A 25382-nucleotide genomic window follows, 5' to 3' on the forward strand; every position below is an offset into this window, starting at 1 on the left:
CGACGCCGTTTGACTGTCGCGACGGTCAGAACGGGACGCGAGCGCGCCCGGTGAACGTCCAGATCTGCGTGTTGCCGCCAATGCCGCCGAGCTCGGCCCCGAAGCCGATCGTGGCGCCACCCGCAAGTCTTGCACCGATGCCGCCGGTGACTCGCGCCGACCAGCCCTGGAGCAGCGGCGTCGATGCCAGCGGCACTGCGCCCGCTGCGATGATCGCGGCAGCATTGTCCTGGGTGAAATAGTAGTCGGCGTAGACGCCGGCATAGGGCGCCAACACCAGGCTATCGAGCCACGGCACGGGGAGGGACACCTTGTTGCCGGCGGAAGCCCGGCCGCTCGAGAAGGTACGGACGGCCTGCGGGGTGCCGAGCGAATCGACATAGGCGTTTTCCCGCTCCCACAGCGCATAGACCTTCGCCGACGGCTCGATGTTGAAATTCGCCCAGCGGTAGCTGCCGGTGAAGCCGGTCGCGAGCATCCAGCGATTGCCGTTGAAGTTGCCTTGCGCTGTGCCGGCCGTGCCGTCATAGCCGATGCCTGAGTAGGTCACGGCCACGTCGTAGCGCAGTGTCGGAATGATCTTCCAGCCGAGATAGGCGCCGACGGTCCAGCCGTCGCCCTTCAGCTTTCCGTTGATGTCGGTCTCGGTGTAGCTGAAATTCTCATAGCCGCCGACCACGCCAACCAGAAGGTCGGACCTCGCCCGGTAAGTCAGACCCGACAGCAGGTTGATCTGCTGACCGTAGAGTGTCGCCTGGGTCACGCCTGTGCCGACATTGCCGGACGAGCCCCAACGGTCGATGCCGGTGCCGCGGACATCCGCCCAGAACAGCCAGTCCTGTTGCGGACGGAATTGGGCCGGCAGCGCCTTGGTTGGTGGCGCGCGATCGATTGCGGCGAAGGCGTCATCGATCCGCGGCGAGCCGCGGCCGGAGCGGATGGGACGGCCGTTGGACCCGTCGCCGGAAAAGGCGTTGCCACCTTGTGGAGCGGACTGGCGATCCGATGCGAGCTTTCCGTCATCGTCCTCGGGCGTTGCCGCGAAGTTCACCCGAAATCCGCCCGCACCCGGCGTGATGTATTGTCCGCCGTCGCTGAAACCTTCGGAGATCGCGGTGTCGATCGCGCCGGAGATCGCCTGTCCGGAGTTTTGCGCCACGATCTTGGTCGTGTTGACCTGGAGCGCACGCAGCCTGGCGCTGTCGGCTGGAATGGAGACCGACTGGGTCAGGGCCGGCGAGGTCGAGGCGCTGAAAGCGGGGCTGCCATTATAGGTCGCAGTGATCGTGTGGTTGCCCACGGCGAGCGTCGCTGTCGTGATGGTCGCGATTCCGCCCGACAGTGTTGACGTGCCGATCGCGGTGCCGCCATCGCTGAAGGTCACAGTTCCCGTTGGCGTTCCGCCCGAGCTGCCCACCGTGGCCGAGAACGTCACGGGATCGCCGGAGCTGCTCGGATTTTTCGACGAATTGAGCGACGTGGTGGTCGAGGCCGAAAGATAGCTGAACCGGTCGGCTGCAGACGTCGGCGACGTACCGCCGGCTGTCGTCACGGTGACGTCGACGGTGCCGGCCCCGGCCGGCGATGTCGCCGTGATCGAGGTCGCCGAATTCACCGTAAAGCTCGCCGCATTGGTGGCACCGAATTTCACGGCGGTTGCACCGGTGAAGCCGTTACCGGTGATGGCAACCGAGGTGCCGCCGAGCGCGGTCCCTGATGTCGGCGAGATCGACGTGACGGTCGGCGCAGGTGTGTAGGTGAATTGGTCCGATGCCGTCGTGGCAGATGTTCCGCCGGGTGTCGTCACGGTGATATCGACGATGCCAGCGCCGGCCGGCGATGTCGCCGTGATCGACGTCGCCGAATTGACCGTGAAGCTCGTTGCATTGGTTGCGCCGAATTTCACGGCGCTCGCATTGGAGAACGCGGTGCCCGTGATGGTGACCGATGTCCCGCCAGTTGTCGCCCCCGCATTGGGCGAGACCAACGTGACCGCCGGCGCTGCCGCGTAGGTGAACTGATCCGCAGCAGAGGTCGGCGAGGTGCCGCCCGGCGTCGTCACCGTGATGTCCACCGTTCCGGTGCCCGCGGGCGAAGTCGCGGTGATCGAGGTCGCGGAGTTGACCGTGAAGGCCGTCGCGTTGGTCGCTCCGAATTTGACGGCCGTCGCGCCGGTGAAATTGGTGCCGGTGACGGTCACCGACGTTGCGCCGGCCAGCGGACCGCCGGTCGGCGAAATCGATGACACCGTCGGCGTGCCGAAATAGGTGAATTGGTCAGCCGCCGAGGTGGCCGAGGTGCCGCCAGTTGTCGTTACCTTGATGTCGACGACGCCGGTGCCGGCGGGGGACGTCGCCGTGATCGAGGTCGCGGAATTGACGGTGAAGCCGGCGGCCGAAACTGCGCCGAAGGTCACGGCGGTTGCGCCTGTAAAATTGGTGCCCGTGATCGTGACCGTCGTGCCGCCGGTCGCCGGTCCCTGCGTGGGTGAGATCGAGGTGACGGTGGGTGCGGCAATGTAGGTGAACTGATCCGCCGCCGACGTTGCCGACGTGCCGCCTGCGGTCGTCACGCGGATATCGACTGTGCCTGCGCCGGATGGCGATGTCGCCGTGATCGTGGTGGGCGAAACGACCGTAAATCCGGCCGCGGCCGCCGCGCCGAAGGCCACAGCCGATGCGCCGGAGAAGTTGGTGCCGGTGATCGTCACCACGGTGCCGCCTGGGCTCGGCCCCGAGGTCGGCGAGATCGAGGTGACAGTCGGTGCAGCGACGTAGGTGAATTGGTCGGCCGCGGAAGTCGCCGAGGTGCCCCCCACGGTCGTCACGGTGACGTCGATGGTGCCCGCGGCATGCGCGGGCGAAGTCACAGTCAGGGACGTCGAGGAACTGACGCTGACAGCGGTGCCGGCGGTCCCGCCGAAGCTCACCGTCGTTGCGCCAATGACGAAGCCCGTGCCAGTGACCGTCACCGAGGTGCCGCCGCCCACCGGGCCCGCTGTGGGCGAGACCGAAGTGATCGTAGGCACTGCGAGATAGGTGAACTGGTCAGCCGCCGAAGTTGCAGACGTGCCGCCAGGGGTGGTCACCCTGACGTCCACGGTGCCTGTGCCGGCGGGCGCGGTCGCGGTAATCGACGTCGCCGAATTGAAGGTGAAGCTGGCCGACGTCGCACCGAATGTTACGGCCGTGACGCCTGTGAAGTTGGTGCCGGTGATTGTCACACTCGTGCTGCCGGCGGCCGGGCCGCTGGTAGGCGAGATCGACGTGACTGTGGGGGCGGCGATATAGGTGAATTGATCGGCGGCAGACGTTGCCGACGTGCCACCTGCGGTCGTGACCCGGATATCCACCGTGCCGGCTCCGGATGGTGAGGTCGCCGTGATCGTCGTTGGCGACACGACCGTAAATCCGGTCGCTGGCGATGCACCGAAGCTCACTGCGGAGGCGCCGGAGAAGTTGGTGCCGGTGATCGTCACGACGGTGCCGCCTCCGCCTGGCCCCGAGGTCGGCGAGATCGAGGTGACGGTCGGTGCGGCCGTGTAGGTGTATTGATCCGCCGCTGACGCTGCTGACGTCCCGCCTGGCGTTGTGACCGTGACATCGACCGTGCCAGCGGATCCAGCCGGCGCAGTTGCCGTGATCTGGGTGTTGGAATTGACCGTGTAGCTGGTCGCGTTGGTCGCGCCGAACTTCACGCCACCGGCGCCGGTCGTCGCGCTGAAGTTGGTGCCGGTGATGATCACGGTCGTGCCCCCGCCCGTAGGGCCGGCGGTCGGCGAGATGGAGGTCACGGTCGGCGCAGCGACGTAAGTGTACTGGTCAGCCGCCGATGTCGGCGATGTCGCTGAGCCGTTCGTGACGGTAATATCGACGGTGCCGGCCGATCCGGCCGGCGCAGTCGCCGTGATCTGGGTGTTGGAATTGACAGTATAGCCCGTCGCATTCGTGGCGCCGAACTTGACACCACCCGCGCCAGTCGTTCCGGTGAAGTTGGTGCCTGTGATGACCACCGATGTGCCGCCGGCAAGCGGCCCCGACGTCGGTGAGACCGACGTGACTGTGGGGCTAGGCAGATTGATCGTGAACACAAAGGAGGTGTTCGCGATGGAACTTCCGGGGCAGCTGGCGGTGAAATCGCTACAGCCCGGCGCGTAGTAGAGGGTGATCGTCTCCTGCCCGCCGCTCGTCGCGCTGTTCAGCGTGATATCGATCTCGGCCTGGCCGGCGTTCGCGCTTTGACCGTTTTGGTTCGGGTTGGTCGGATGAAACGTATAAGTCGCCTTCGACGTCGTCGGATTATAGTCGGCAGCCGTGAGCTGCTGGTTGCCCGCATTGGTGCCGCTCGAATTGGCGATCGGCGCGTTGAAAAATGAATCCGTGTTCTGGACCGAATAAAGGCCCCACACGACGGAATCGTCGGCAGGGGCCGAGCCCGAACCGATAGTGAAGCACAGGCGGTAGACCTGGCCGACCGACGTGAAGTTAACGGTCACGCCGGATGTGGAATTTGTCGTTTGATCGCAAGCCGCGTTCGCCGCGGCAATCGCGCCGAACATCAAGAGCGCTGCGATGCAGATGCGTTGAGTCGCAAGCCATAGCGCGCGCAGGATTCGCCGAGGCATAGCTCCGCCATTGCGCGACCGGATCGCCAACTCCCCTGTTTTCTCTGGCTCGGCCACCGCAATTGCGTGACTCACCGGCCCCCCTTGACGGCGGCGGCTCTTGGAAGAGCGGCCGCACTTAAATCCCTGATTGTGAAATCGTCCGCGTATATTCTTGCGTGCATTTGGCCGGGACGTGGTGCACAACGCAAGCGCACCCAGTCCCACAGTGCTACTTTCCAGCGAACCGTTGCATGGCGGCAACAAAAGCGTGCTTTGGTGGCCGTCGACAGGGCCGCTTGCCGCGCGCCAATTTAAGGTTGCGCATGCGCTTGACTGTCAACGCCAGCTGTTGAACAATCTCGGCGAGTAGATCGTCCAATATTCATTCTTTAATTTAAGTGCTGCTGTCGTGGTTCGCATCATCACACGACAGTTCGTTTGGTTTTTAAAACGGGGAGGGGTCATGCCGTACCAGCCAGTCCTTGGCCAGATCATGCCTTTTGCGGGCACGGTCGTTCCGAAAAACTGGGCGCCTTGCAACGGCCAGCTGTTGTCGATCCAGCAAAATCAGGCGCTGTTCTCGTTGCTCGGCACCTACTATGGCGGCAACGGCGTGACAGTGTTTGCACTTCCGGATCTGCGCGGCCGCGCGATTCTTGGCTCGACCGGCAACGCCGGCCAGTATCCCGTAGGCACAACCGGCGGGGCCCCGACGGTCACGCTGATCGGGCCTCAGCTGCCGGCTCACAATCATCTCATTCAAGTATCCTCGGCGGTCGGTGGCGGACGCGGGGCCGTGCCTCCGACTGGCAATGTCTTTGCGACAAACGCTCTGCCGGCGACCAATCCGACGAAAATTTTTGCGGCAGCCGGAAGCGGTGAAGTCCCATTGGCGTCCGCCACCAATCTGGTGAACGAGGGCAGGGGGCAGGCCCACAACAACATGCAGCCCTATCTCACCATCAGCTATCTGATCGCGCTGCAAGGGATTTTTCCGTCGCGAAACTGATCGGTCGCGCAGGAGCGTTGTCGCGAACGAAATTCGTTCAAGTCAATTCTGAGGATTTGCGCATTCACCGGCCGGATGGGAACGGGGCGCACAGGCAAAGGATCATACGCGATGGCAGATCCCTTTATCGGCGAGATCAGGCTGTTTGGCTTTCCGCGGGTGCCGAACGGCTGGTTCGCTTGCAATGGGCAAGCGCTGCCCATTTCTCAATATACGACGCTTTACACCGTGATCGGCACCACCTATGGCGGCGACGGCGTCACCACGTTCAATCTTCCCGATATGCGCGGCCGTGCCCTGATCGGACAGGGACAGGGCCCAGGCCTTCCGCCCTATACACTGGGCCAGCTCGGCGGTGAGGAGACGCATACGCTGACCGAAGCCGAGATGCCGACGCACAGTCACGCGCTGATGTCCTCCACCGCGACGGGCACGACGCCGACACCCGGACAGACCGTCCATCTTGCCACCGCGTCAGCAGGTGAACTCTACGCGCCGATCGCGAACGTCGGGACGTACGACACAATGGCCCCCTGCGTCACCACCGCAGGTAACAGCCTCGGGCATAACAACATGATGCCGACCGTCGTCGCCAATTACTGCATCTGCAACGACGGCATCTTCCCTTCGTCCGGTTAGGCCGTGTGCATCCGTATTCTCGAGGAAAGACATCATGTCAGATCAGTTCGTCGGCGAAATCCAGGCGTTTCCGTTTCCCTTTGCTGTCACTGGCTTCAACAATGCCTGGCTGCCCTGCGGTGGCCAGCTGGTGCCGATTCAGCAATTCACTGCGCTATTTGCGTTGATCGGCACATATTACGGCGGCAATGGCACGACCAATTTCGCCCTGCCGAACCTGAACGGCTCGATAGCGATCAGCCAGGGGCAAGGTCCGGGTTTGCAGAACTACGACATCGGCGAGACCGTCGGCAGCCCGACGGTGACCTTGATCGGCGACAACATGGCCCGCCACACGCACACCCTGCAGCTCGGCGCCAAGACCACACAAGGCGGCACCGCGGGTCCCGGAACGGCCGGGACGACGGTGGCGATCGATCCCCAATTCAACGGCTTCGTCGCGCCGCCCGGCAACTCGACCTTGGTGACCAATGCCGTCACGATGACGGGGCAGAACCAGCCGCACGACAACACGCAGCCCACCCTGGCGATCGTCTGGTGTATCGCTTATGCGGGAATCTTTCCGTCCTTCGGGTGAGCAATGCGGCACGACGCGACGGCATGATGGATCCTGCGTCGTTCGACATCATCCCGGCTGATCCGACCCTGCGGCTTCGGCCCGCAAGCCCGATCGACGCGCCGTTCATCCGGCATCTCTTCGAGCAGGTGCGGACCGGGCAATTCGCTGCGACCGGTTTGTCCGGGCCAATCCTCGATCAAATTCTGGAACAACAATTCCGCAGTCAGGCCGCCGGCTACGCCGCGCAGTTTCCGAATGCGATCTCGCTGATCGTCGCACGAGACGGGGCGGCGATCGGCCGGCTGCTGCTTCATTGCACAGACGAGTACTGGCACGTCATCGATATCGCGCTGCTGCCGTCCGAATGCGGTCGCGGTATCGGGACCAATATCCTCGATGCACTCGAAGCGTCAGCGCGCCGGCAGGGTGCCGGCGCGCTGACGCTTGTGGTGCTCACGAGCAATCCGGCCGCGCGCCGGTTTTACCAGCGGCAAGGATTTGCCGAGGTCAGGCAGGCGGGCGCCGCCCACATCGCAATGAGAAAGGATATCACCGAGAGCGCGATGAGATCAGGATGAATCGTCATCGCGCTTCAGGCGATTGTTCGGGCAAGGTCTTTTCGGAAAGCCACAAAGTACCTTTCCGGACCATGCTTTAGCCCGATGCCGCCTCGCGCAGGAATCTGAGCAGCGCAGCATTCACCTCCTCGGGCCGCTCCTGCTGCACCCAATGGCCGGCGCCTTCGATGATCAGCTTTCGCGTGAGATTGGGCAGAACGCGCTCCAGCTCGTTGACACGCCTGGCGCCGATCAGGCCGGTGATGACGGCGTCCTGCGCGCCGGCGATGAAGAGGGAGGGCTGGTGAATCTGCGCATTCTGCCAGGGCGCGGTCAGCTCCCAATTGCGGTCGAGGTTGCGATACCAGTTCAACCCGCCGCGGAATCCAGACTTGCTGAAGCTCTCCGTGAAATGAGCGAGATCGGTTTCAGTCAGCCACGCCGGCAGCGGCTCCGCGTCGATGGCATGGCCAAGAAACCCCTTGCCCTCCTGCACGAACATCGCGGCGTTCGGATCAGCGAGGCCGCGGCCACCGAGCACCGTGCGCATGGTGCGGGCGACGTCATGCTCGAACTCGGCCTCCGCAACGCCGGGCGCCTGAAAGTACTGCCAGTAGAAATTGGTGATGCCGCCCTGACGCAGCAGTTCGAGCGGCCTGCCGCGTCCGCGGAACGGCGGTGGCACGCTGAGGCCTGCGACGGCCGTGAACATATCGGGGCGGAACAGCGCCGCATGCCAGGCGACCGGCGCGCCCCAGTCGTGGCCGACCACCATCGCCTTGGTCACGCCGAGCGCCTGCACCAGGCCGACCACGTCGCCGACCAGGTCGAAGATGGAATAGGCGGCCGCGTCAGGCGGCGCCGCGCTCTGGCCGTAGCCGCGCATGTCAGGGGCCACGACATGAAATCCGGCGGCCGCGAGCGCCGGGATCTGGTGCCGCCAGGAATAGGATAATTCCGGCCAGCCATGGCACAGCACCACCAGCGGCCCCTGGCCGGCCTCGCGGATAAACAGGTCGATCCCATTGGCCTTGATCACGCGGGTGGTGGACATCGCTTTTCCGCCTTGTTTCAGGGGTTTGGTCCAAAAACATCAGGTGCCACGATAGGGATGCGACAAGAATCGTGCAATCTCTGGGGCGGGCACCGATCCGCGTGTTGTTCGCCCCGGTTCCAACTGTTAGAACGCCGGTCTCAGGGCTTCGCCATGGCATTTCGTCTCATTTCGCTCCGCCATAACGGGTTCACGGCCCGGGCCTTCGCGCGCGGGCTGCTCGGGGCGGCGCTCGCGGTGAGCTTTGGCTGGGGCGGGGTGCTCTACGCTGCCAACCAGAGCGTCCAGGGCGCCAAGAAGACCGAAGATATCGGCTTCGACGGCGACGCCCCCACCGCGATCCTGATCGAGGCCTCCAGCGGCAGCGTGCTGTTCGAGAAGAACGCCGACGAGCTGCGTGCCCCCTCCAGCATGATGAAGCTCGTGACTGCGGAAGTCGTTTTCAACGCGATCAAGAAGGGCGACATCAAGCTGACCGACGAATACCGGATCAGCGAGAACGCCTGGCGCAGGGGGGGCGCGCCGTCCGGCGGCTCGACCATGTTCGCGGCCATCAACAGCAAGGTCTCGGTCGACGACCTCCTGCATGGCGCGATCATCCAGAGCGGTAACGATGCCTGCATCGCTCTCGCCGAGGGCATTGCCGGCAACGAGAAGATCTTTGCCGCCGATTTCATGACCAAGCGCGCGCGCGAGCTCGGCATGACCAAATCGACCTTCGCCAATTCCAACGGCTTGCCCGACCCGGGCAACAAGATGACGGTGCGCGAACTCGGCATGCTTGCCCGGCACATCATCCTGGACTTCCCCGAATTCTATAAACTGTTCGGCGAGAAGGAGTTCACCTGGAACAAGATCCGCCAGCCCAACCGCAATCCGCTGCTCAATTCCATGGAAGGCGCTGACGGCCTGAAGACCGGTTACACAAAGGAGGGTGGCTACGGCATGGTCGGTTCGGCCGTGCAGAACGGCACACGGCTGATCGTCGTCGTCAACGGACTTGAGGACATCGAGGACCGCGCCACGGAAGCCAAGAAAATGCTGGAATGGGGCTTTCGCAATTTCGAGACCCGCACGTTGATAGCGGCCGACCAGCAGGTCGGCTACGCCAAGGTGTTCGGTGGCGAGAGCCGCTCGGTGAAGCTCGTTGCGAAAGAGCCGGTGAAGGTCATGGTGCACAAGAGCGGCGGCGACAAGCTGATCGCACGTGTCGTTTATAGCGGCCCTGTGCGTGCACCGGTCCAGGCCGGCCAGCAGGTCGGCGTGGTCAGGGTCTGGCGAAGCGGCGCCATCGCGGTGGAGACGCCGGTCTATGCCGCCGAGGCGATCAGTACCGGCTCGACCGTGCGCCGCGCGATCGACGGTGCCAGCGAGCTCGTGATCGGCATGTTCCGCGCAGGTGCTGAGAAGCTCTGACCATGAGTGATAGCACGGGACAGCGCTCGTCCGGACGCGGACGCTTCATCACCTTTGAAGGCGGCGAGGGGACGGGCAAGTCGACTCAGATCAAGAAGCTCGCCGACCGTCTCAAGGCGGCACGGATGCGCACGCTCGTCACACGTGAGCCGGGCGGGTCGCCGGGCGCGGAGATCATGCGACATCTGGTGCTGTCGGGCATGGGCAAGCTGCTCGGGCCCGAAGCCGAGACCTTGCTGTTCGCGGCCGCGCGCGATGACCATGTCCGCACCGTAATCCAACCCGCGCTGAACCACGGAGCCTGGGTGCTGTGCGACCGTTTCGCCGATTCGACACGCGCCTATCAGGGCAGCCTCGGCCAGGTGCCCGCGGGGCTGATCAACGCCATGCAGCGGGTCACGATCGGCGATCTCAAGCCGGATCTCACCCTCATTCTCGACCTGCCGGTCGAAATCGGCCTGCAGCGCGCCGCCGCGCGTCGCGGCAGCGGTACGCCCGACCGCTTCGAAAGCGAGAAGCTCAGCTTCCATCAGGGGCTCCGCGAGGCCTATCGGAAGATCGCCGAGGACGAGCCCAAGCGATGTGTGCTGATCGACGCCAATTCTGATCCTGATACGGTCGCGGACCGGGTCTGGACGGCGTTGCGCGAGCGCCTCCTTCGCACGCCTGCCTCGGTGGTCTCAGCATGAGCCCGCGTCAGGCCGAGCGCGAGAGCGCCATTCCGCATCCGCGCGAGACGAACCTGCTGTTCGGCCATCGCGAGGCCGAGACGGCGCTGCTCACGGCCTATCGCAGTGGGCGTATTCCGCATGCCTGGCTGATCGGCGGGCCGCAGGGCATCGGCAAGGCGACGCTGGCCTATCGCATGGCGCGCTTCGTGCTCGCTCACGGCCAGCCGCTGGCGCCTGCCGTGCAGGGCGCGGAAGACCTCGCGATCGACCCCGACGACGCCGTGGCGCGACAGGTTGCGGCGAGCTCGCATGGTGGTCTGCTGACGCTGGAGCGCACCGCCAACGACCGCGGCGTGATGCGCACCGTCATTACCGTGGACGAGACGCGCGAGACGATCGCGTTCTTCGGCTCGACCGCGGCGGCCGAAGGCTGGCGCGTCTGCATCGTCGACACCGTCGACGAGCTCAATCCCAATGCGGCGAACGCCCTGCTGAAGATCTTGGAGGAACCGCCGCAGCGATCGCTGTTCCTGCTGGTGAGCCACGCGCCCGCGCGCGTGCTCGCTACGATTCAGTCGCGTTGCCGCAAGCTGCGCCTGCGCTCGCTCACCACCGAGGAGGTCATCGGTGCAGCCGCCGCGGCCGCCGATCTCGCTCCGACCGATCTGGCGCTGCGCGAAGCCGCGGAGGCCTCCGAGGGCAGCGTCGCGCGTGCGCTGACGCTGCTCGGGGGCGATGCGCTGAAGCTTCAGCAGCGCACGGCGGCGCTGCTGGCACGGCTCCCGGAGGTCGATCCGCGCGAGTTGCACACGCTCGGCGAATCCCTCGGCACCAGCGACCGCGTCGCGCTCGCGGCCTTCGTCGACGGCATCGATCGCTGGATCGCGGAACGCCTGCATGCCGATGAGGCCAATGCCAACCAGAACCTGCCGCGCCTTGCGCGTCTAGCTGAGGTATGGGAAAAGATCGTCCGCGCCGCGCGCGACACCGAAACCTACAATCTGGAGCGAAAGCCCTTGGTTTTCTCGGTGTTCGGCTGGCTGGCGGACGCAACGCGCTAGAGCATGATCCGGAAAAGTGCGCAGCGGTTTTCCGAAATGATCATGCGCAAGACAACAACCTAACGCAAATTCGTTTCCAAATTTCGAGAAGCCGGCAAAGGAATTCATCGTGGCGACACGAGCTAAGAAAACGGTCAAGGGCAAGAGCGGCAAGAAGGCCGCGAAGAAGGCTACCAAAAAGGCCGTGAAGGCGCGCGCGTCCAAAGCGGTCAAAAAGGTCGAGAAGACCAAGAAGGCCGCCACCAAGAAGAGCGTGAAGAAGTCGGCAAAGAAGGCCGGCAAGAACGCTGCGAAGAAGCAGATCGTCGCCAAGAAGGCTTCGAAGAAGGCGGCCACCAGGAAGCCCGCCAAGGCTCCGGCGAAGAAAGCAGCCAGGAAGGCGAGGGTGACCGCGCCCGCCCTGATCGCTGCGCCGGCCCCCATCGTCACGCCGCCGAAGGCCGTGAAGCCCAAGGCGCCGCCTGCGCCGAAGCCGACGGCTGCACCGAAGGCGTCAGCGCCTGTTGCCGCGTCCGCGCGCGACAACGTCTTCTACATCACCACCGCGATTGCCTATCCCAACGGCAGTCCGCATATCGGCCACGCCTATGAGGCGATTGCGACCGACGTGCTGGCGCGCTTTGCGCGGCTCGACGGCAAGGACGTGTTCTTCCTGACCGGTACCGACGAGCACGGCCTGAAGATGGTCCAGACCGCGCAGAACGAGGGCCTGACGCCGGCCGCGCTCGCGACCCGCAATGCCGGCCGCTTCAAGGAGATGGACGAGCGGCTGAACGTGTCGTTCGACCGGTTCATCCGTACCACCGAGGAGCAGCACCATCGCTCGACCCAGGAGATCTGGCGTCGCATGGAAGCGAACGGCGACATCTATGCCGACACCTATGCCGGCTGGTACTCGGTTCGCGATGAGGCGTACTACGCCGAGGATGAGACGCGCCTGAACGACGACGGCGTGCGGCTCGGACCGCAGGGCACGCCGGTCGAGTGGGTCGAAGAGAAGAGCTATTTCTTCCGCCTCTCGGCCTATCAGGACAAGCTGCTCAAGCTCTATTCGGATCGCCCTGATTTCATCGGGCCCGATTCCCGCAAGAACGAGGTGGTGAGCTTCGTCAAGGGCGGCCTGCGCGATCTCTCGATCTCGCGGACCACGTTCGATTGGGGCGTCAAGGTGCCCGGCGACGAAGAGCACGTGATGTACGTCTGGGTCGACGCGCTGACCAATTACATCACCGGCGTCGGCTTCCCCGACGAGAGCGACGAGAACTGGCGCTACTGGCCAGCGGACGTGCACATCATCGGCAAGGACATCATCCGCTTCCACGCGGTGTATTGGCCCGCATTCCTGATGTCGGCCGGCATTCCCGTGCAGAAGCGGGTCTATGCCCACGGCTTCCTGTTCAACAGGGGCGAGAAGATGTCGAAATCGGTCGGCAACGTCGTCGATCCCTTCAATCTCGCCGACCAGTATGGCGTCGACCAGATGCGCTATTTCTTCCTGCGCGAGGTGCCGTTCGGCCAGGACGGCAACTACAACCATGAAGCTATCGTCGCACGCATCAATGCCGATCTCGCCAATGATCTCGGCAACCTCGCGCAACGCTCGCTGTCGATGATCGCCAAGCAACTCAGCGGCGTGCTGCCGGAGCCCGGCGAGTTCAGTGACAATGACAAGGCGATCCTGGCTATGGCCGACGGTATGATCGCCGCCAGCCGCGAAGCGATGGCAACCCAGCAGATCCATCACTGGCTCAATGCCGTGTGGGCCGTGGTTGCGGAAGCCAACCGCTATTTCGCGGGCGAGGCGCCGTGGGCGCTGGCCAAGACCGATCCCGCACGACAGAGGACGGTGCTCTACGTCACCGCTGAAGTCGTGCGCCAGATCGCGATCCTGGCCCAGCCGGCGATGCCGACCGCCTCGGGCCTGCTGCTCGACAGCCTTGGTATTCCCGAAGGAGAGCGCAACTTCGCGATGCTCGGCGGCGCCAAGCGGATCGCGCCCGGCTCGATGCTGCCGGCGCCGACGCCCGCGTTCCCGCGCTACATCGAGCCGGCAGCCTGAGGCGTACCTAGCGATGCTGGTCGACAGTCACTGCCATCTGGATTTTCCGGACTTCGCGGAAGATCTCGACGGGATCGTAGCGCGTGCCCGTGCGGCCGGCATCGGCCGCATGGTCACGATCTCGACGCGGGTGCGAAAGCTCGATCAGCTTCTCGCCATCGCCGGGCGCTATGACGACGTCTATTGCTCGGTCGGCACCCACCCGCACAACGCGGATGAAGAAGACGGCATCACGGCGGACGAGTTGGTCGCGCTGACGCGGCATCCGAAGGTGGTCGCGCTCGGCGAGGCCGGGCTCGACTATTTTTACGACAACGGCTCGCCGGAGGCGCAGGCGAGGGGCTTTCGCGCCCACATCGCCGCCGCGCGCGCGACCGACCTGCCGCTGGTGATCCACACCCGCGAGGCCGATGAGGACTGCGCCCGCATCCTGGAAGAGGAGGCTGCCAAGGGATCGTTTCGCGCGGTGCTGCATTGTTACACCGGCGGGCGCGAGCTGGCGCTGAAGGCGGTGTCGCTCGGGCTGTACATCGGCTTCACGGGAATCCTCACCTTCAAGAAGTCAGATACCTTGCGCGCGCTGGCGGCCGAATTGCCGTCCGACCGTATTCTGGTCGAAACAGACTCGCCCTACCTTGCGCCGGGCAAATTCCGGGGCAAGCGCAACGAGCCGGCCTATGTGGTCGAGGTCGCCAAAGTGCTTGCCGAAACGCGCGGCGTGTCGCTTGAGGAGATCTCACGGCAGACCAGCGAAAACTTCTTCCGCCTTTTCTCGAAGGTGAAAACTTGAGGTTCTGAACCGCATGACGCTGACGCTGACGATCCTGGGCTGCGGCTCCTCCGCCGGCGTGCCGCGTCCGGCGCTCGGCTGGGGCGCCTGCGATCCCACGAACCCCAAGAACCGCCGCCGCCGTTGCTCGCTGCTGGTCGAACAGACGTCACACCACGGCACCACGCGTATCGTGATCGACACGTCGCCGGACCTGCGCGAGCAGTTGATCTCGACGGATGTCGACCACATCGACGCGGTATTCTTGACCCATGAGCACGCCGACCAGACCCACGGCATGGACGATCTGCGCTCGGTCGTGATCCACATGCGCAAGCGCATTCCGGTCTATTTCAACCAGTCGACCGCCAAGGACATCATGGCGCGGTTTTCCTATTGCTTCATCTCGCCGGAGGGAAGCGACTATCCGCCGATCCTGACGCGGCATTCGATCGAGGCGGGCGAAAGCCAGACGGTTCTGGGGAAGGGGGGCGCGGTGACGATGACGGCTTTCCTGGTTCAGCACGGCAACATTCCCGCGCTTGGCTACCGCATCGGCAACGCTGCCTACACGCCCGATCTCAACGACATCCCGCGGGAGAGCTGGGGTGCCCTGGAAAACCTCGATCTGTGGATCGTCGACGGCCTGCGCTACACCGGCCATCCCAGCCATTTCAGCATCAACGACGCGCTGTCCTGGATCGAACGCTTCAGGCCGAAGCGCGCCGTCATCACCAACATGACGGCCGACGTCGACTACGAGGTGATCCGCCAGACGTTGCCCGCGGGGGTCGTGCCGGCCTATGACGGACTGCGGATGGAGACTCTCTAGAACGTTCTCGAACGAAGCGTCACCACGCGTAGCGCAGCACGGCCTTGCCGGTGTAGGCGCGCACCAGGCTCGACAGCTCGCTGTCGAAGTTCGCGCTCGCGGACCAGCCGTTCACGCCGCGCAGCTCGAGGGCGACGCCCGTCAAGGCCGAGTTCGGCGCAAGCGCTGTGCTGCCGATTACAAATCCCTGGCCCGATGCCGCCTGGAACACTGCAGGCATCGACTGCGTCGCGCTGAAATCATGCGCCCAGGCCAGACGTCCTCGCAAATCGAAGAGACCACCAGCCAGCACGAAGGATGTGCTCGTGCGCAGGCCGAGCTCGCTGCGGCCGTCGGTAAAGCTGTTACTGCTGCTGGATGGCGCCGCGGATGGATCGGCTGCGTAAGCCGGCTGGCCGGTGCTGGCGGCGAGGCGGAACATGGTCACCTGGCCGGCGGCGTAGGGCGTGACGCCGAGCCAAGGCGTCGCAATCCGGTAGCCGCTTTCGATGCGGCCGGAATATGCGTTGGCGTTGAGGGCCGTGTTGAGCTGGTCGCTACCGGCCGGCGTCACCTGATGGTCGCTGGTGATGGCCTGCCAGCCATAGGCGAGGGCGGTCGCAACATAGGCCGCGCCGATCGCGTGCCTGACGAAGCTGCCGGCCTGAAACAGGTCGGAGCGGCCGCTGGAGAAATTATTGGCGAAACCGGTGCCGCCGCCGGCAAGCGCAAAGCCCATTCGCGTCTGCGGTGAAAGCGAATAGTCGGCGCCAACGGCGGTGACGTAGCTGCGAGCCGCCGCGCCGCTGCCATCGGTCGTGGTCTGGGAGCCGCCGAGGCCCGTGGCCCAGATGCTCCAGTGCGGGGCCGCAAGCGACGGCTTGCCGTAGATCGCCTCATAGGCGTCGCGCCCGATGCCGCCATGGGTGCGGTCGTTACCGAGATCGGCATAGGCCGAGAGTTCAGAGTCGAATTCGGGCCGGCCGATCCCGCGCCCGTCGATGGCGGGATCGAGCAGGGTCTGGGTGAACTGCTTCATCGCCAGGAATGTGGCCTGCGCCGTTTCTGTCTGCGACGGAGTTGTGGAGCTGCCGCCAAAGGCCTGTTGCATGCTGGACCTGCCCGCGCCGGCGAGACCCGGTGGGTCACCGTTCCAGCCAGCGTTTGGCGGCATCCCCGGGCCGCCATTGTTGCCGTTGCCTGACGGCGCACCGCCAAAAGCCGATGCCTGTGGCGGGGGACCGAACATCGGGCCTCCCATGCCGCCGAAGTTATTGCCGGCGCTGAAATTGCCGGTGCCGCCGCCGGGCCAGCTTGGACCGGGATAGCCAAAATTTTCGGGACCTGCGAACGCGCCGAACTCGCGCATGACTTGGGCATCCGCCGCGCGCGGCAGCAGCAATCCGGCCGTCAACAGCAGCAGCGCCAGACGCGCACGCACGTCTGTGCTCACGACACGAACCGCATGAAGCGCCCCAACCGCGCCGGTCGCCGGCCGCGCAGCCCGCGCGGCGAATCAGGTGGCAACAGCGAATCCGACGGGAGGGAAACGTAAATGCGTCTCTGACGTTTTCCAATCTTTTCCTGTGATGTCCTGATGTCGTCGAACATGGACGATCGGTTTCAGGATAACGGCGCACAACTCGTGTTTCTAAATGTGTCTGACGCTTGCGCGCTTCACGCCGAGATCGCCTTGGCCGAGCCGACTTCGTTGCGCAGCAGGAATTTCTGGATCTTGCCAGTCGACGTCTTCGGGATCGGCCCGAACACGACGGCCTTGGGCGTCTTGAAGCCGCTCATATGCACGCGGCAGAAGGCGATGATATCGGCCTCGGTGGCGCTTGCGCCGTCCTTCAACTCGACGAAGGCGCAGGGCACTTCGCCCCATTTCGGATCGGGTTTCGCGACCACGGCCGCGAACAGCACAGCAGGATGCTTGTAGAGGATGTCCTCGACCTCCACGGATGAAACATTCTCACCGCCGGAGATGATGATGTCCTTGGAGCGATCCTTGATCGTGACGTAGCCGTGCGCGTCGAGCACGCCGAGATCGCCGGTGTGAAACCAGCCGCCTTCGAAGGATTCCTTCGTGGCTTTCTCGTTCTTCAGGTAGCCCTTCATCACGATGTTGCCGCGGAACATGACCTCGCCGATCGTCTCGCCGTCGCGCGGCACCTCCTGCATCGTCTGCGGATTGATGACGGTAACGCATTCCTCGAGCGGGTAGGGTACGCCCTGCCGGCGTTTCATGCGCGCGCGCTCGGCGGCGGGGAGATCGTCCCAGCCGGGCTGTTCGGCGCAGACGGAAGCAGGGCCATAGACTTCGGTCAGGCCGTAGACATGCGTCAGCTTGATCCCGATGCTCTCCGCGCCTTCCAGCACCGCGACCGGCGGTGCGGCGCCCGCGATCAGACCGACGACGCGGCGCGCCGCCTCGCCCTTCGGTGCATCAGGTGCGTTGATCAGCACGTTATAGACGATCGGCGCGCCGCACATATGGGTGACGCCGTGTTGCTTGATCAGCTCGAAGATCTTTGTCGGCTCGACCTTGCGCAGGCAGACATTGATGCCGGCCGCTGCCGCGATCGTCCAGGGGAAGCACCAGCCGTTGCAGTGAAACATCGGCAGCGTCCAGAGATAGACCGGATGCTGGCCGAGATTGCCGGCAAGGATGTTGCTGACGGCGTTCAGATAGGCGCCGCGATGATGCGTCACGACGCCCTTGGGATTGCCCGTCGTGCCAGACGTATAGCTCAGCGCGATCGCGTCCCATTCGTCCTTCGGCGTGATCGCCGCAAAATTCGGATCGCCTTGCGCCACGGCCGCTTCGTACTCGATCGCGCCGATGCGCTTGCCGCCCTTGAACGCAACATCATCGACGTCGATTACGAACGGCTTGGGCCCGGTCATTTGCGCCAATGCATCAATGATCACGCCGGAAAATTCGGGATCGACCAGGATGATCTTGGCGCCGCCATGGTCGAGCTGGAACGCAATCGAGGGCGCATCGAGCCGGATGTTGAGCGCGTTGAGCACGGCGCCGGTCATGGGGACCGCGAAGTGCGCCTCGTACATGGCCGGGATGTTCGGCAGCATCGCCGCGACGGTATCGCCGACGTCGATGCCCTTGCCGGCGAGATACGATGCAAAGCGCCGGCAGCGCTCGTAGGTCTGGGCCCAGGTGAAGCTCCGCCCCTCATAGACCGTGCTGACGTGATCGGGATAGACCGCGGCGCTGCGCGCGAGAAAGCTCAGCGGACTGAGCGGCACGTAATTGGCGGGGGTCTTGTCGAGGCCGATATTGTACTGGTTCTGCCGGTCGCTCATCGACACCCTCCTTGACGCCGCGCGGGTTACAGGAATCCGATCGAGATCCAGGGGAAGACCGCGACGACGATCAACCCCATCATCAGCGCCAGCAGATAGCCCCAGATCGGCCTGACGCCCGCGGCCGGGTCGACGCGTCCGATGGCGCAGGCTGTATAATAGCCGACGCCGAACGGTGGGGCGAATAGCCCGATACCCATCGCCAGAATGATCACCATCGCGTAGTGCACCTCGTGCACGCCGACGGCACGGGCGATTGGAAACAAGAGCGGCCCGAACAGCACGATTGCGGGGATACCTTCCAGCACGCTGCCGAGAATGGTGAACGCCAGGATCGACACGGCGATGAAGGTCGCCGCGCCGCCCGGCAATCCAGTCATGGCGGAGGCCAGCGAACGCGAGAAGCCGGACTGGGTCAGACCCCAGGCCATGCCGGTGGCCGTACCGATGATCAGCAGGATCGCGCCTGACAGCGCCGCCGTCTCGACCAGCATCGGAAACAGCCGCCGCCAGTCGAAGCGGCGGTAGATGATCAGACCGACGAGGGCGCCATAGACGATACCGATGGTGGAGACTTCGGTGGCGGTCGCAATGCCTTCGACCACGGCGTAGCGGATCACGAAGGGCAGTGCGAGCGCGGGCAGGGCGACGACGAAGGTCTTGCCGATCTCGGACGCGGTGGCGCGGCGGACATGGCTCATGTCCTCGTGGCGGTAACGCCACCACACCAGCATGCAGAGCGTGATCGCGAGCACGACGCCAGGCAGCAGGCCGCCGGTGAACAGCGCCGCGATCGAGACGCCGGTCACCGAGCCGATCGTAATCAGCACGAGGCTCGGCGGAATGGTCTCGGTCTGGGCGCCGGTTGCGGCGAGCAGCGCGACGAGATCGCCGGGCTTGGCACCGCGTTGCTTCATCTCCGGAAACAGCACGGGCGCGACTGCGGCCATGTCGGCGGCCTTGGCGCCGGAAATGCCGGAGACCAGATACATGGCGCCGACCAGCACGTAATGCAGGCCGCCGCGGACATGGCCGAGCAGGCTGGCCAGGAACGCCACCATGGCCTGCGCCATGCCGGTCATTTCGATCAGCAGCCCCAGGAACACGAACAGCGGCACCGAGAGCAGGATGAGATGGCTCATGCCCTCATCCATCCGCCCGACCAGCACCATGACCGGCGTGTGCGTGGTCAGCGCCAGATAGCCGAAGATGGCAAGGCCGAAGCCGAACGCAATGGGGACGCCGGCAAAGACGCAGAAGCCGGCGACGCCGACGAAGAAGATGACGAGGTTGAGATTGCCGAGCGGCCGCAAATAGGGCTGTGCCAGCCAAAACAGACCAACGACGACGGCCACGGTCACCACGGCCGCCAGCACCGCCCGATAATCAGCGGCGCGGAGCAGCCGCAGCAGCGCGAAGGCCGCCATCAGGCAGATGCCGACCGGCAGCGCGACGGCGCGCCACATGTTCGAGATCTGGAGCGCCGGCGTGGTGATGAAGCTCTCTTCGTAGGCATAGTCGTAGGCCGGCCAGACGATCATCGCGAGGAACGCCAGCGCGGCAGAGACACCCACGAGATCGAGCCAGGCCCGCATCGCGGGTCGGGCGCTCGCGACGATCGCGGTCATGCGCATGTGCTCGGAGCGGCGGAATGCCACGGCGGCGCCGAGCATGGCCAGCCACAGGAACAGGATCGAGGCCAGTTCGTCCGACCAGATCAGCGGCCGGTGCACGACATAGCGCGCAATCACGCCGGCGAACAGGATCACGATCTCGGCGACCACGAGAATGGCCGCCGGGATCTCGACGAGGAGGCCGAGGATGCGTTCCAACGAGGCCAGCCGTGAGGATCGGCGAGGGGACTGACCAGCCTCCTCGCCCGCCGCTTCGGTCACCTGAACCTCGACATGAGCCATGACGGCCCCAACGCGTTACGACAGCTTGCCGACGGCCTTTTCCAGGAGGTCCCAGGCCTGGTCGCCATACTTGCCCTTCCATTCGGCATAGAAGCCGGCAGCCCTCAGCTTGTCGCGGAACGGCGCGACCGTGGGCTGGTTGAACGTCAGGCCCTTGCCCGCAAGCTCCTGCTGGAGATTGGCGTTCAGCTTGGCGGTATCCTCGCGCTCCTTGACGGCGGCGGCGTTGATGTTCTTGGCAACGACGGTACGCACGTCCTGTGGGAGCTTTTCCCAGGCGCGGCGGTTGGCCAGGAACCAGAAGCCGTCCCACATGTGGTTGGTCAGCGAGCAGAATTTCTGCACCTCGTAGAGCTTCGCCGTCGAGATGATCGCCAGCGGGTTCTCCTGGCCCTCGACGATCTTGGTCTGGAGCGCGGAATAGACCTCGGCGAAATTGATCGAGGCGGGCGCGGCGTCGAACGCCTTGAACATCGAAGTCCACAGCGGCGACACCGGCACGCGGATCTTGAAGCCCTTGAAATCGTCCGGGCTTGTGATCGGCTTGGTCGACGACGTGGTCTGGCGGAAGCCGTTGTCCCAGATCTTGTCCATGACCTCGAGACCAGCCTTCTTGATCTCGCCGCGGACGTGGGCGCCGAGGTCGCCGTCCATGGCCTTCCAGACCGTATCGTAGTCCGGGAACGCGAAGCCGATGCCGTTAATGGACGCCGCCGGCACCAAGGTCGAAAGAATCAGGCCCGACAACGTGAAGAACTCGACGCCGCCGGAACGGATCTGGCTCAGCATGTCGGTGTCCGAGCCGAGCTGGTTGTTGGGGAAGATCTGGAGATCGAACTTGCCGTTGGTCTCGCTCTTGATCGCAGCGGCCATCTCCTTGGCGCGGACGTTCAGCGGGTGCGAGTCAGGCAGGTTGTTGGCGTATTTGTACGTGAACTCGGCAGCCTGGGCACGGGCCACATAGGGCGCGCTGACGCTGCCAAAAACGGCGGTCGCGGCGGAGGCCTTGAGAAGCGTGCGGCGGGAAAAACTCATGGGTCTGCTTCCTCGGAAGAATTGTTTTTGTTGTGAGACGCAAACCATACGGAGGTCAGGCCTGAAGGTCATCTGCGATCTCGCGAAGCTCGCTTATTGCAGCCGGACAAGGTCGCGGCAATATCGGCTTTCAGACGAGGCCGCTGGTGCGTGCGAACTTGGCCTCGATGCTCAGGATGCCGCGACCGGAATGCCGCTCCAGTGAAGCCGCGATGGCAGGAATTCAGCCTAACCAGCTGATCGCACTACATATAAAGATATTCCATAATATACCTTATGCGAATTACGGATATGGGCGGGCGTGCTTCGGATGGCGTGTGTGTGCGTCCTCCACCAGCTCGAGATCGGATCGGCCCCTTGCCCCACCAGAGGCCGCTCGGGTGATCGCAGCGAAGCCGATCGAGTCGCGTCAGCTCAAAGCAAAGGAAGCCGATTGGCCATCCGGTTGGGACATGCCAAAGCGGGTGACGGCTCAGGCGTTTGGTACGCCGGAACCCGGCGATGGCATCGTTGGGTGAGCGCGGCGGGACCGGCGCTAGTCCGTCGAAAGTGACCGCAGCCAAGCCAGTCTTGTGATCGCCCTCTCCGCCATCCGTTGCAAGGCTTCGGTCCGCGCCGCGTCATCCGAGTGCTCGGCTCCGTCGAGGTAGCTGTCGACCAGGGCTTCGGCGATCTCCAGCGAATCCTTCTTTTCGACGGAGGCAGGGAAGCGACCTACATCGGCGGCGTCCTCGGCCATCCCAGCCGTCTCGTGGCGGATCTCTCGTGTCCGGACGGCAGCTGGCCCGGTCAGGTGCTGCTCGAGATCGGCAAGGCGGTCGGCCAGGCGAAGCTCGAGTTGCCGCGCATCGATCTGCGATGTGGTCACTCCCTGACCATCGGCGGGGTCCCGCCCGTGTTCGCGATGGTAGGCGCGGCGCCTCTCCTTCCGCAGCGTTGCGACGTGGCCGAGCTCTTCTCGCGCCATCGCCTCGGAGGCCTTCTTGATGTCGGGATCGTCGGAGTAGGCCGCAAGATAGGACCAGAAGGCGAAGGCGCGCTCTTCGTTGCGGACCGCCATCGCCAATGCGCGGTAGGGCGTCATCAAGCGTGAACTCTTCACTTCGGTCGCGGAGTCTGCATCGAGCGTTTCGGGTGCCTCCCAGCGCACCAGGGCGGGATCGGGATTCTTGCCGCTGCGTGATTGCGACCATCGTGTGACGCTGTCGACGTGCTCGCGCTCGGCGATCGCGAGTCGCGTGAATACGTCAGCAAGGGCGTCCTTTCCCTGCCGATGCATTTCTTTGGCAAGATCATCATACCGATTTGCGGCCTCCTGCTCCATTGCGTGCGCAAGCGCAAAGAGCTCGTCGAGCGACTTCAATACACCGGCAGGCTCAGAGCGTAGCAACGAAGTGCGTAGCAACGGCATGGCGATGACTCCCATATGCAGATTTCTGAACCAGTTACGCACGAGTGCGAATTATTTTGCCGACTTGACAGACGCGATTGCGCGAGATGAGCTTTGCACGTCAGCGACGACAAATCATCGACGAAGATCAAATGACACGCGCGGCCCGGTCGGCCGAGCTTAACGCATTTGCAGCGACATGTTGAAGCGGGCAAACGACGTCACCACCTTCGTACGGTGCGCAGCGCTAGCGCTGGCAAGTCTGTTGCTGTTGTGTCTCACATGCATCTTGCCCGCATACGCCGCCGGTGATCTGCAGGCATATCTACCGAAGGCCGTGCCCTCGGACTTTTTCCAAGGCGCGGATCGTTTCGGTCCGCTGCAAGGCGATCCACCCGTTGTGCCGGTCTATCGTGGTGACCAGCTGCAGGGATTCGTCTTCCTCAACTCCGATTTCGCGAACGCCATTGGCTACTCGGGCAAGCCGATTCACATACTGGCGGGGATTGATCCGAAAGGCGTCATCACCAGTGTAAAGCTCGTCGACCACAAGGAGCCGATCGTGCTGGTCGGCATTCCCGAGGCGCGCATCGTCGCAGCCATGAACTCGCTGATCGGCAAGGACATGAAGCCGGTCGCGAGTGGGGCCGAGACCCCGCCGCAGGTCGACATCGTCAGCGGCGCGACCGTCACGGTCCTGGTGATGAGCGACAGCATCGTCCGTGCGGCATCCAAGCTGATCCGGAGCGGTCGCATCGGTGGCGGAGACGGCGCGGCGGCAGCGGCGGCCCTGCCCCCAGTCATCAAGACTCTCGATCTCGAACGCAGCGAAGTGCGCGATTGGGAGAGTCTCGTCGGCGACGGCTCGGTGCGCCGGCTTCATCTCGGGATCGGCGACGTCAATGACGCCTTTGCGAAGTCCGGCAATGCTGCGGCGAGCCAGTATCCCGAGCCAGGTGACGCGAGCGACAGCTTCGTCGACCTCTATGCGGCGCTCGTGACCGCGCCCACGATCGGCCGTAGCTTGCTGGGCGATGACGGCTATCAACGGCTGAAGGACAGGCTGAAGCCGGGACAGCAGGCCATCATCGTTGCCGGCAATGGCTCTTACTCTTTCAAGGGTTCGGCCTATGTTCGCGGCGGCATTTTCGATCGTATCGAGATCTTGCAGGACGGCAACAGCACTCGTTTTCGCGACCGCAACCATACCCGGCTTGGTGCGCTGACTGCGACCGGCGCTCCCGAGTTCAAGGAAATCGCGCTGTTCGTCACGCCTCCCGAGTTCACGCTCGATCCGACGCAGCCCTGGCAGCTGCAATTGCTGGTGCAGCGAAGCCTCGGTGGACGCGACAAGGCATTCCTGACATTCGACATCAACTACGCCCTACCCGACCAGTATATGCGTCGCGAGCAGCGCGCGGTGACCGTGCCGGAGAACGCCGCGCCCCCTGCAGCACAGGCGACGGCTGCGGCCACCCCGCCGCCGGAGACGGATGAGCCGCTCTGGATGCGGATCTGGCGGTCGAACACGGTCTCGGTCGGCATTACAGCGTTGATGCTGGCCGCCCTCACCGGCATTTTCTTCTTCCAGAATCTGCTGGTGCGCCGCCCGGTGTTCTATAACTGGGTTCGGCGAGGCTACCTCGCCTTCGTTCTGGTCTGGCTCGGCTGGTACGCAAACGCCCAGCTCTCCGTGGTCAACGTCGTCACCTTCACCAACGCGCTGGTGACCGGCTTTCACTGGGAGTTTTTTCTCGCCGCTCCGCTGATCTTCATTCTGTGGGCTGCGACGGCCGGAGGGCTTCTGTTCTGGGGGCGCGGCCCGTTCTGCGGCTGGCTATGTCCCTTCGGCGCGCTGCAGGAGCTGACCAACCAGGCCGCCAAATGGTTGAAGGTGCCGCAAATCACCGTGCCATGGGGGCTGCACGAGCGGCTCTGGCCGATCAAATATATCATCTTCTTGGGGCTGTTCGGCTTGTCACTCTACTCTGTCGACACGGCCGAACGGTTCGCCGAGATCGAACCGTTCAAGACGGCAATCATCCTGAAGTTCGCGCGGCAGTGGCCGTTCGTACTCTACGCGGTGGCGCTGCTCGTGATCGGCCTGTTCATCGAGCGCTTCTTTTGTCGTTACCTTTGTCCGCTCGGTGCGGCGCTTGCGATTCCCGGACGCATCAGAACGTTTGAATGGCTTCGCCGCTGGGAAGAATGCGGCTCGCCGTGCCAGCGCTGCGCCAAGGAGTGCCCGGTGCAGTCGATCCATCCGGAAGGACATATCAACGTCAACGAATGCATCTACTGCATGCATTGCCAGGAGCTCTACCACGACGACCATCGCTGCCCGCACATGATCCAGGTGCGGCTGAAGCGCGAGAAACGCCAGGCGTTGTCTTCGCCCTCGATGCGCACGGGCGGCAAGGGTCCCGCGACCGTCATCACCGCCGGCGGCAAGCCTGTCGGCGTATCACCCGTCACCTCTCCACCCGAAACCTGAAACCGAAAG

Annotated in this window: 18 protein-coding genes; 11 read left to right on the forward strand and 7 right to left on the reverse strand. The window is 64.2% G+C overall.

The features are described 5' to 3' along the window. Nucleotides 1-25: 25 nt before the first annotated feature. A complete protein-coding gene (locus ACWAT4_RS20500; RefSeq protein ID WP_249149159.1) occupies nucleotides 26-4624 on the reverse strand; it encodes an IPT/TIG domain-containing protein in 4599 nt (1532 codons plus the stop codon). Nucleotides 4625-5069: 445 nt separating this feature from the next. Between ACWAT4_RS20500 and ACWAT4_RS20505 the strand changes: the two genes are divergently transcribed. From ACWAT4_RS20505 to ACWAT4_RS20520, 4 genes are all read left to right on the forward strand, one after another. Next, nucleotides 5070-5615, forward strand: coding sequence for a phage tail protein (locus ACWAT4_RS20505; RefSeq protein WP_212302383.1), 546 nt, complete (start codon nucleotides 5070-5072; stop codon nucleotides 5613-5615). Between the two features lie 111 nt (nucleotides 5616-5726). Then, the gene (locus ACWAT4_RS20510; RefSeq protein WP_212302277.1) at nucleotides 5727-6254 is read left to right on the forward strand and encodes a phage tail protein; all 528 of its coding nucleotides are present in this window, start codon (nucleotides 5727-5729) and stop codon (nucleotides 6252-6254) included. 34 nt (nucleotides 6255-6288) lie between these two features. Next, nucleotides 6289-6831: a phage tail protein gene (locus ACWAT4_RS20515; protein WP_212302276.1), complete on the forward strand. Its 543-nt coding sequence runs from the start codon at nucleotides 6289-6291 to the stop codon at nucleotides 6829-6831. A 23-nt stretch (nucleotides 6832-6854) separates the two neighbouring features. Next, nucleotides 6855-7391 (forward strand): GNAT family N-acetyltransferase, encoded by a 537-nt coding sequence (locus ACWAT4_RS20520; RefSeq protein WP_212302275.1) that lies wholly within the window; start codon nucleotides 6855-6857, stop codon nucleotides 7389-7391. 76 nt (nucleotides 7392-7467) lie between these two features. On the opposite strand, the gene ACWAT4_RS20525 is transcribed toward ACWAT4_RS20520, so the two are convergent. Further along, nucleotides 7468-8424 (reverse strand): alpha/beta fold hydrolase, encoded by a 957-nt coding sequence (locus ACWAT4_RS20525; RefSeq protein ID WP_212302274.1) that lies wholly within the window; start codon nucleotides 8422-8424, stop codon nucleotides 7468-7470. Nucleotides 8425-8577: 153 nt separating this feature from the next. Here ACWAT4_RS20525 and ACWAT4_RS20530 point away from each other — a divergent pair, with 153 nt between their 5' ends. The 6 genes from ACWAT4_RS20530 to ACWAT4_RS20555 all read left to right on the forward strand — a co-directional run bounded on the left by ACWAT4_RS20530 (nucleotide 8578) and on the right by ACWAT4_RS20555 (nucleotide 15232). Then, nucleotides 8578-9840 carry a D-alanyl-D-alanine carboxypeptidase family protein gene (locus tag ACWAT4_RS20530; RefSeq protein WP_212302273.1) on the forward strand — a complete coding sequence of 421 codons (1263 nt, stop codon included), beginning with the start codon at nucleotides 8578-8580 and terminating at the stop codon, nucleotides 9838-9840. Nucleotides 9841-9842: 2 nt separating this feature from the next. Further along, nucleotides 9843-10529 carry a dTMP kinase gene (tmk, locus tag ACWAT4_RS20535; protein ID WP_212302272.1) on the forward strand — a complete coding sequence of 229 codons (687 nt, stop codon included), beginning with the start codon at nucleotides 9843-9845 and terminating at the stop codon, nucleotides 10527-10529. Continuing rightward, the gene (locus ACWAT4_RS20540; protein ID WP_212302271.1) at nucleotides 10526-11572 is read left to right on the forward strand and encodes a DNA polymerase III subunit delta'; all 1047 of its coding nucleotides are present in this window, start codon (nucleotides 10526-10528) and stop codon (nucleotides 11570-11572) included. Before tmk ends, ACWAT4_RS20540 begins: the two co-directional genes overlap by 4 nt. A 109-nt stretch (nucleotides 11573-11681) precedes the next feature. Continuing rightward, a complete protein-coding gene (gene metG, locus ACWAT4_RS20545) occupies nucleotides 11682-13631 on the forward strand; it encodes a methionine--tRNA ligase (protein ID WP_212302270.1) in 1950 nt (649 codons plus the stop codon). Between the two features lie 13 nt (nucleotides 13632-13644). Further along, nucleotides 13645-14421, forward strand: coding sequence for a TatD family hydrolase (locus tag ACWAT4_RS20550; protein WP_212427462.1), 777 nt, complete (start codon nucleotides 13645-13647; stop codon nucleotides 14419-14421). A 13-nt stretch (nucleotides 14422-14434) separates the two neighbouring features. Then, a complete protein-coding gene (locus ACWAT4_RS20555; protein ID WP_212427461.1) occupies nucleotides 14435-15232 on the forward strand; it encodes an MBL fold metallo-hydrolase in 798 nt (265 codons plus the stop codon). Between the two features lie 19 nt (nucleotides 15233-15251). On the opposite strand, the gene ACWAT4_RS20560 is transcribed toward ACWAT4_RS20555, so the two are convergent. From ACWAT4_RS20560 to ACWAT4_RS20580, 5 genes are all read right to left on the reverse strand, one after another. After that, nucleotides 15252-16652 carry an autotransporter outer membrane beta-barrel domain-containing protein gene (locus ACWAT4_RS20560; protein ID WP_212427460.1) on the reverse strand — a complete coding sequence of 467 codons (1401 nt, stop codon included), beginning with the start codon at nucleotides 16650-16652 and terminating at the stop codon, nucleotides 15252-15254. 236 nt (nucleotides 16653-16888) lie between these two features. Continuing rightward, nucleotides 16889-18538 (reverse strand): acyl-CoA synthetase, encoded by a 1650-nt coding sequence (locus tag ACWAT4_RS20565; protein ID WP_212427459.1) that lies wholly within the window; start codon nucleotides 18536-18538, stop codon nucleotides 16889-16891. A gap of 26 nt (nucleotides 18539-18564) precedes the next feature. Beyond that, the gene (locus ACWAT4_RS20570; protein ID WP_449727899.1) at nucleotides 18565-20454 is read right to left on the reverse strand and encodes a TRAP transporter large permease; all 1890 of its coding nucleotides are present in this window, start codon (nucleotides 20452-20454) and stop codon (nucleotides 18565-18567) included. 15 nt (nucleotides 20455-20469) lie between these two features. After that, nucleotides 20470-21489: a TRAP transporter substrate-binding protein gene (locus tag ACWAT4_RS20575; RefSeq protein WP_212427457.1), complete on the reverse strand. Its 1020-nt coding sequence runs from the start codon at nucleotides 21487-21489 to the stop codon at nucleotides 20470-20472. A 535-nt stretch (nucleotides 21490-22024) separates the two neighbouring features. Further along, a complete protein-coding gene (locus ACWAT4_RS20580; protein WP_449731238.1) occupies nucleotides 22025-22900 on the reverse strand; it encodes a ferritin-like domain-containing protein in 876 nt (291 codons plus the stop codon). A gap of 178 nt (nucleotides 22901-23078) precedes the next feature. Here ACWAT4_RS20580 and ACWAT4_RS20585 point away from each other — a divergent pair, with 178 nt between their 5' ends. After that, the gene (locus tag ACWAT4_RS20585) at nucleotides 23079-25373 is read left to right on the forward strand and encodes a NosR/NirI family protein (protein WP_212302208.1); all 2295 of its coding nucleotides are present in this window, start codon (nucleotides 23079-23081) and stop codon (nucleotides 25371-25373) included. Nucleotides 25374-25382: the final 9 nt, after the last annotated feature.

Source organism: Bradyrhizobium sp. T-1 (genome assembly GCF_053592855.1).

What these genes read in the sequence shown, in the direction of transcription:
- ACWAT4_RS20500 (WP_249149159.1), bottom strand. Translation starts at nt 4,624, where the DNA reads ATGCCTCGGCGAATCCTGCGCGCGCTATGGCTTGCGACTCAACGCATC.
- ACWAT4_RS20565 (WP_212427459.1), bottom strand. Translation starts at nt 18,538, where the DNA reads ATGAGCGACCGGCAGAACCAGTACAATATCGGCCTCGACAAGACCCCC.
- ACWAT4_RS20520 (WP_212302275.1), top strand. Translation starts at nt 6,855, where the DNA reads ATGATGGATCCTGCGTCGTTCGACATCATCCCGGCTGATCCGACCCTG.
- ACWAT4_RS20575 (WP_212427457.1), bottom strand. Translation starts at nt 21,489, where the DNA reads ATGAGTTTTTCCCGCCGCACGCTTCTCAAGGCCTCCGCCGCGACCGCC.
- ACWAT4_RS20525 (WP_212302274.1), bottom strand. Translation starts at nt 8,424, where the DNA reads ATGTCCACCACCCGCGTGATCAAGGCCAATGGGATCGACCTGTTTATC.
- ACWAT4_RS20510 (WP_212302277.1), top strand. Translation starts at nt 5,727, where the DNA reads ATGGCAGATCCCTTTATCGGCGAGATCAGGCTGTTTGGCTTTCCGCGG.
- ACWAT4_RS20570 (WP_449727899.1), bottom strand. Translation starts at nt 20,454, where the DNA reads ATGGCTCATGTCGAGGTTCAGGTGACCGAAGCGGCGGGCGAGGAGGCT.
- ACWAT4_RS20515 (WP_212302276.1), top strand. Translation starts at nt 6,289, where the DNA reads ATGTCAGATCAGTTCGTCGGCGAAATCCAGGCGTTTCCGTTTCCCTTT.
- tmk (WP_212302272.1), top strand. Translation starts at nt 9,843, where the DNA reads ATGAGTGATAGCACGGGACAGCGCTCGTCCGGACGCGGACGCTTCATC.
- ACWAT4_RS20580 (WP_449731238.1), bottom strand. Translation starts at nt 22,900, where the DNA reads ATGCCGTTGCTACGCACTTCGTTGCTACGCTCTGAGCCTGCCGGTGTA.
- ACWAT4_RS20505 (WP_212302383.1), top strand. Translation starts at nt 5,070, where the DNA reads ATGCCGTACCAGCCAGTCCTTGGCCAGATCATGCCTTTTGCGGGCACG.
- ACWAT4_RS20530 (WP_212302273.1), top strand. Translation starts at nt 8,578, where the DNA reads ATGGCATTTCGTCTCATTTCGCTCCGCCATAACGGGTTCACGGCCCGG.
- ACWAT4_RS20550 (WP_212427462.1), top strand. Translation starts at nt 13,645, where the DNA reads ATGCTGGTCGACAGTCACTGCCATCTGGATTTTCCGGACTTCGCGGAA.
- ACWAT4_RS20585 (WP_212302208.1), top strand. Translation starts at nt 23,079, where the DNA reads ATGTTGAAGCGGGCAAACGACGTCACCACCTTCGTACGGTGCGCAGCG.
- ACWAT4_RS20540 (WP_212302271.1), top strand. Translation starts at nt 10,526, where the DNA reads ATGAGCCCGCGTCAGGCCGAGCGCGAGAGCGCCATTCCGCATCCGCGC.
- ACWAT4_RS20555 (WP_212427461.1), top strand. Translation starts at nt 14,435, where the DNA reads ATGACGCTGACGCTGACGATCCTGGGCTGCGGCTCCTCCGCCGGCGTG.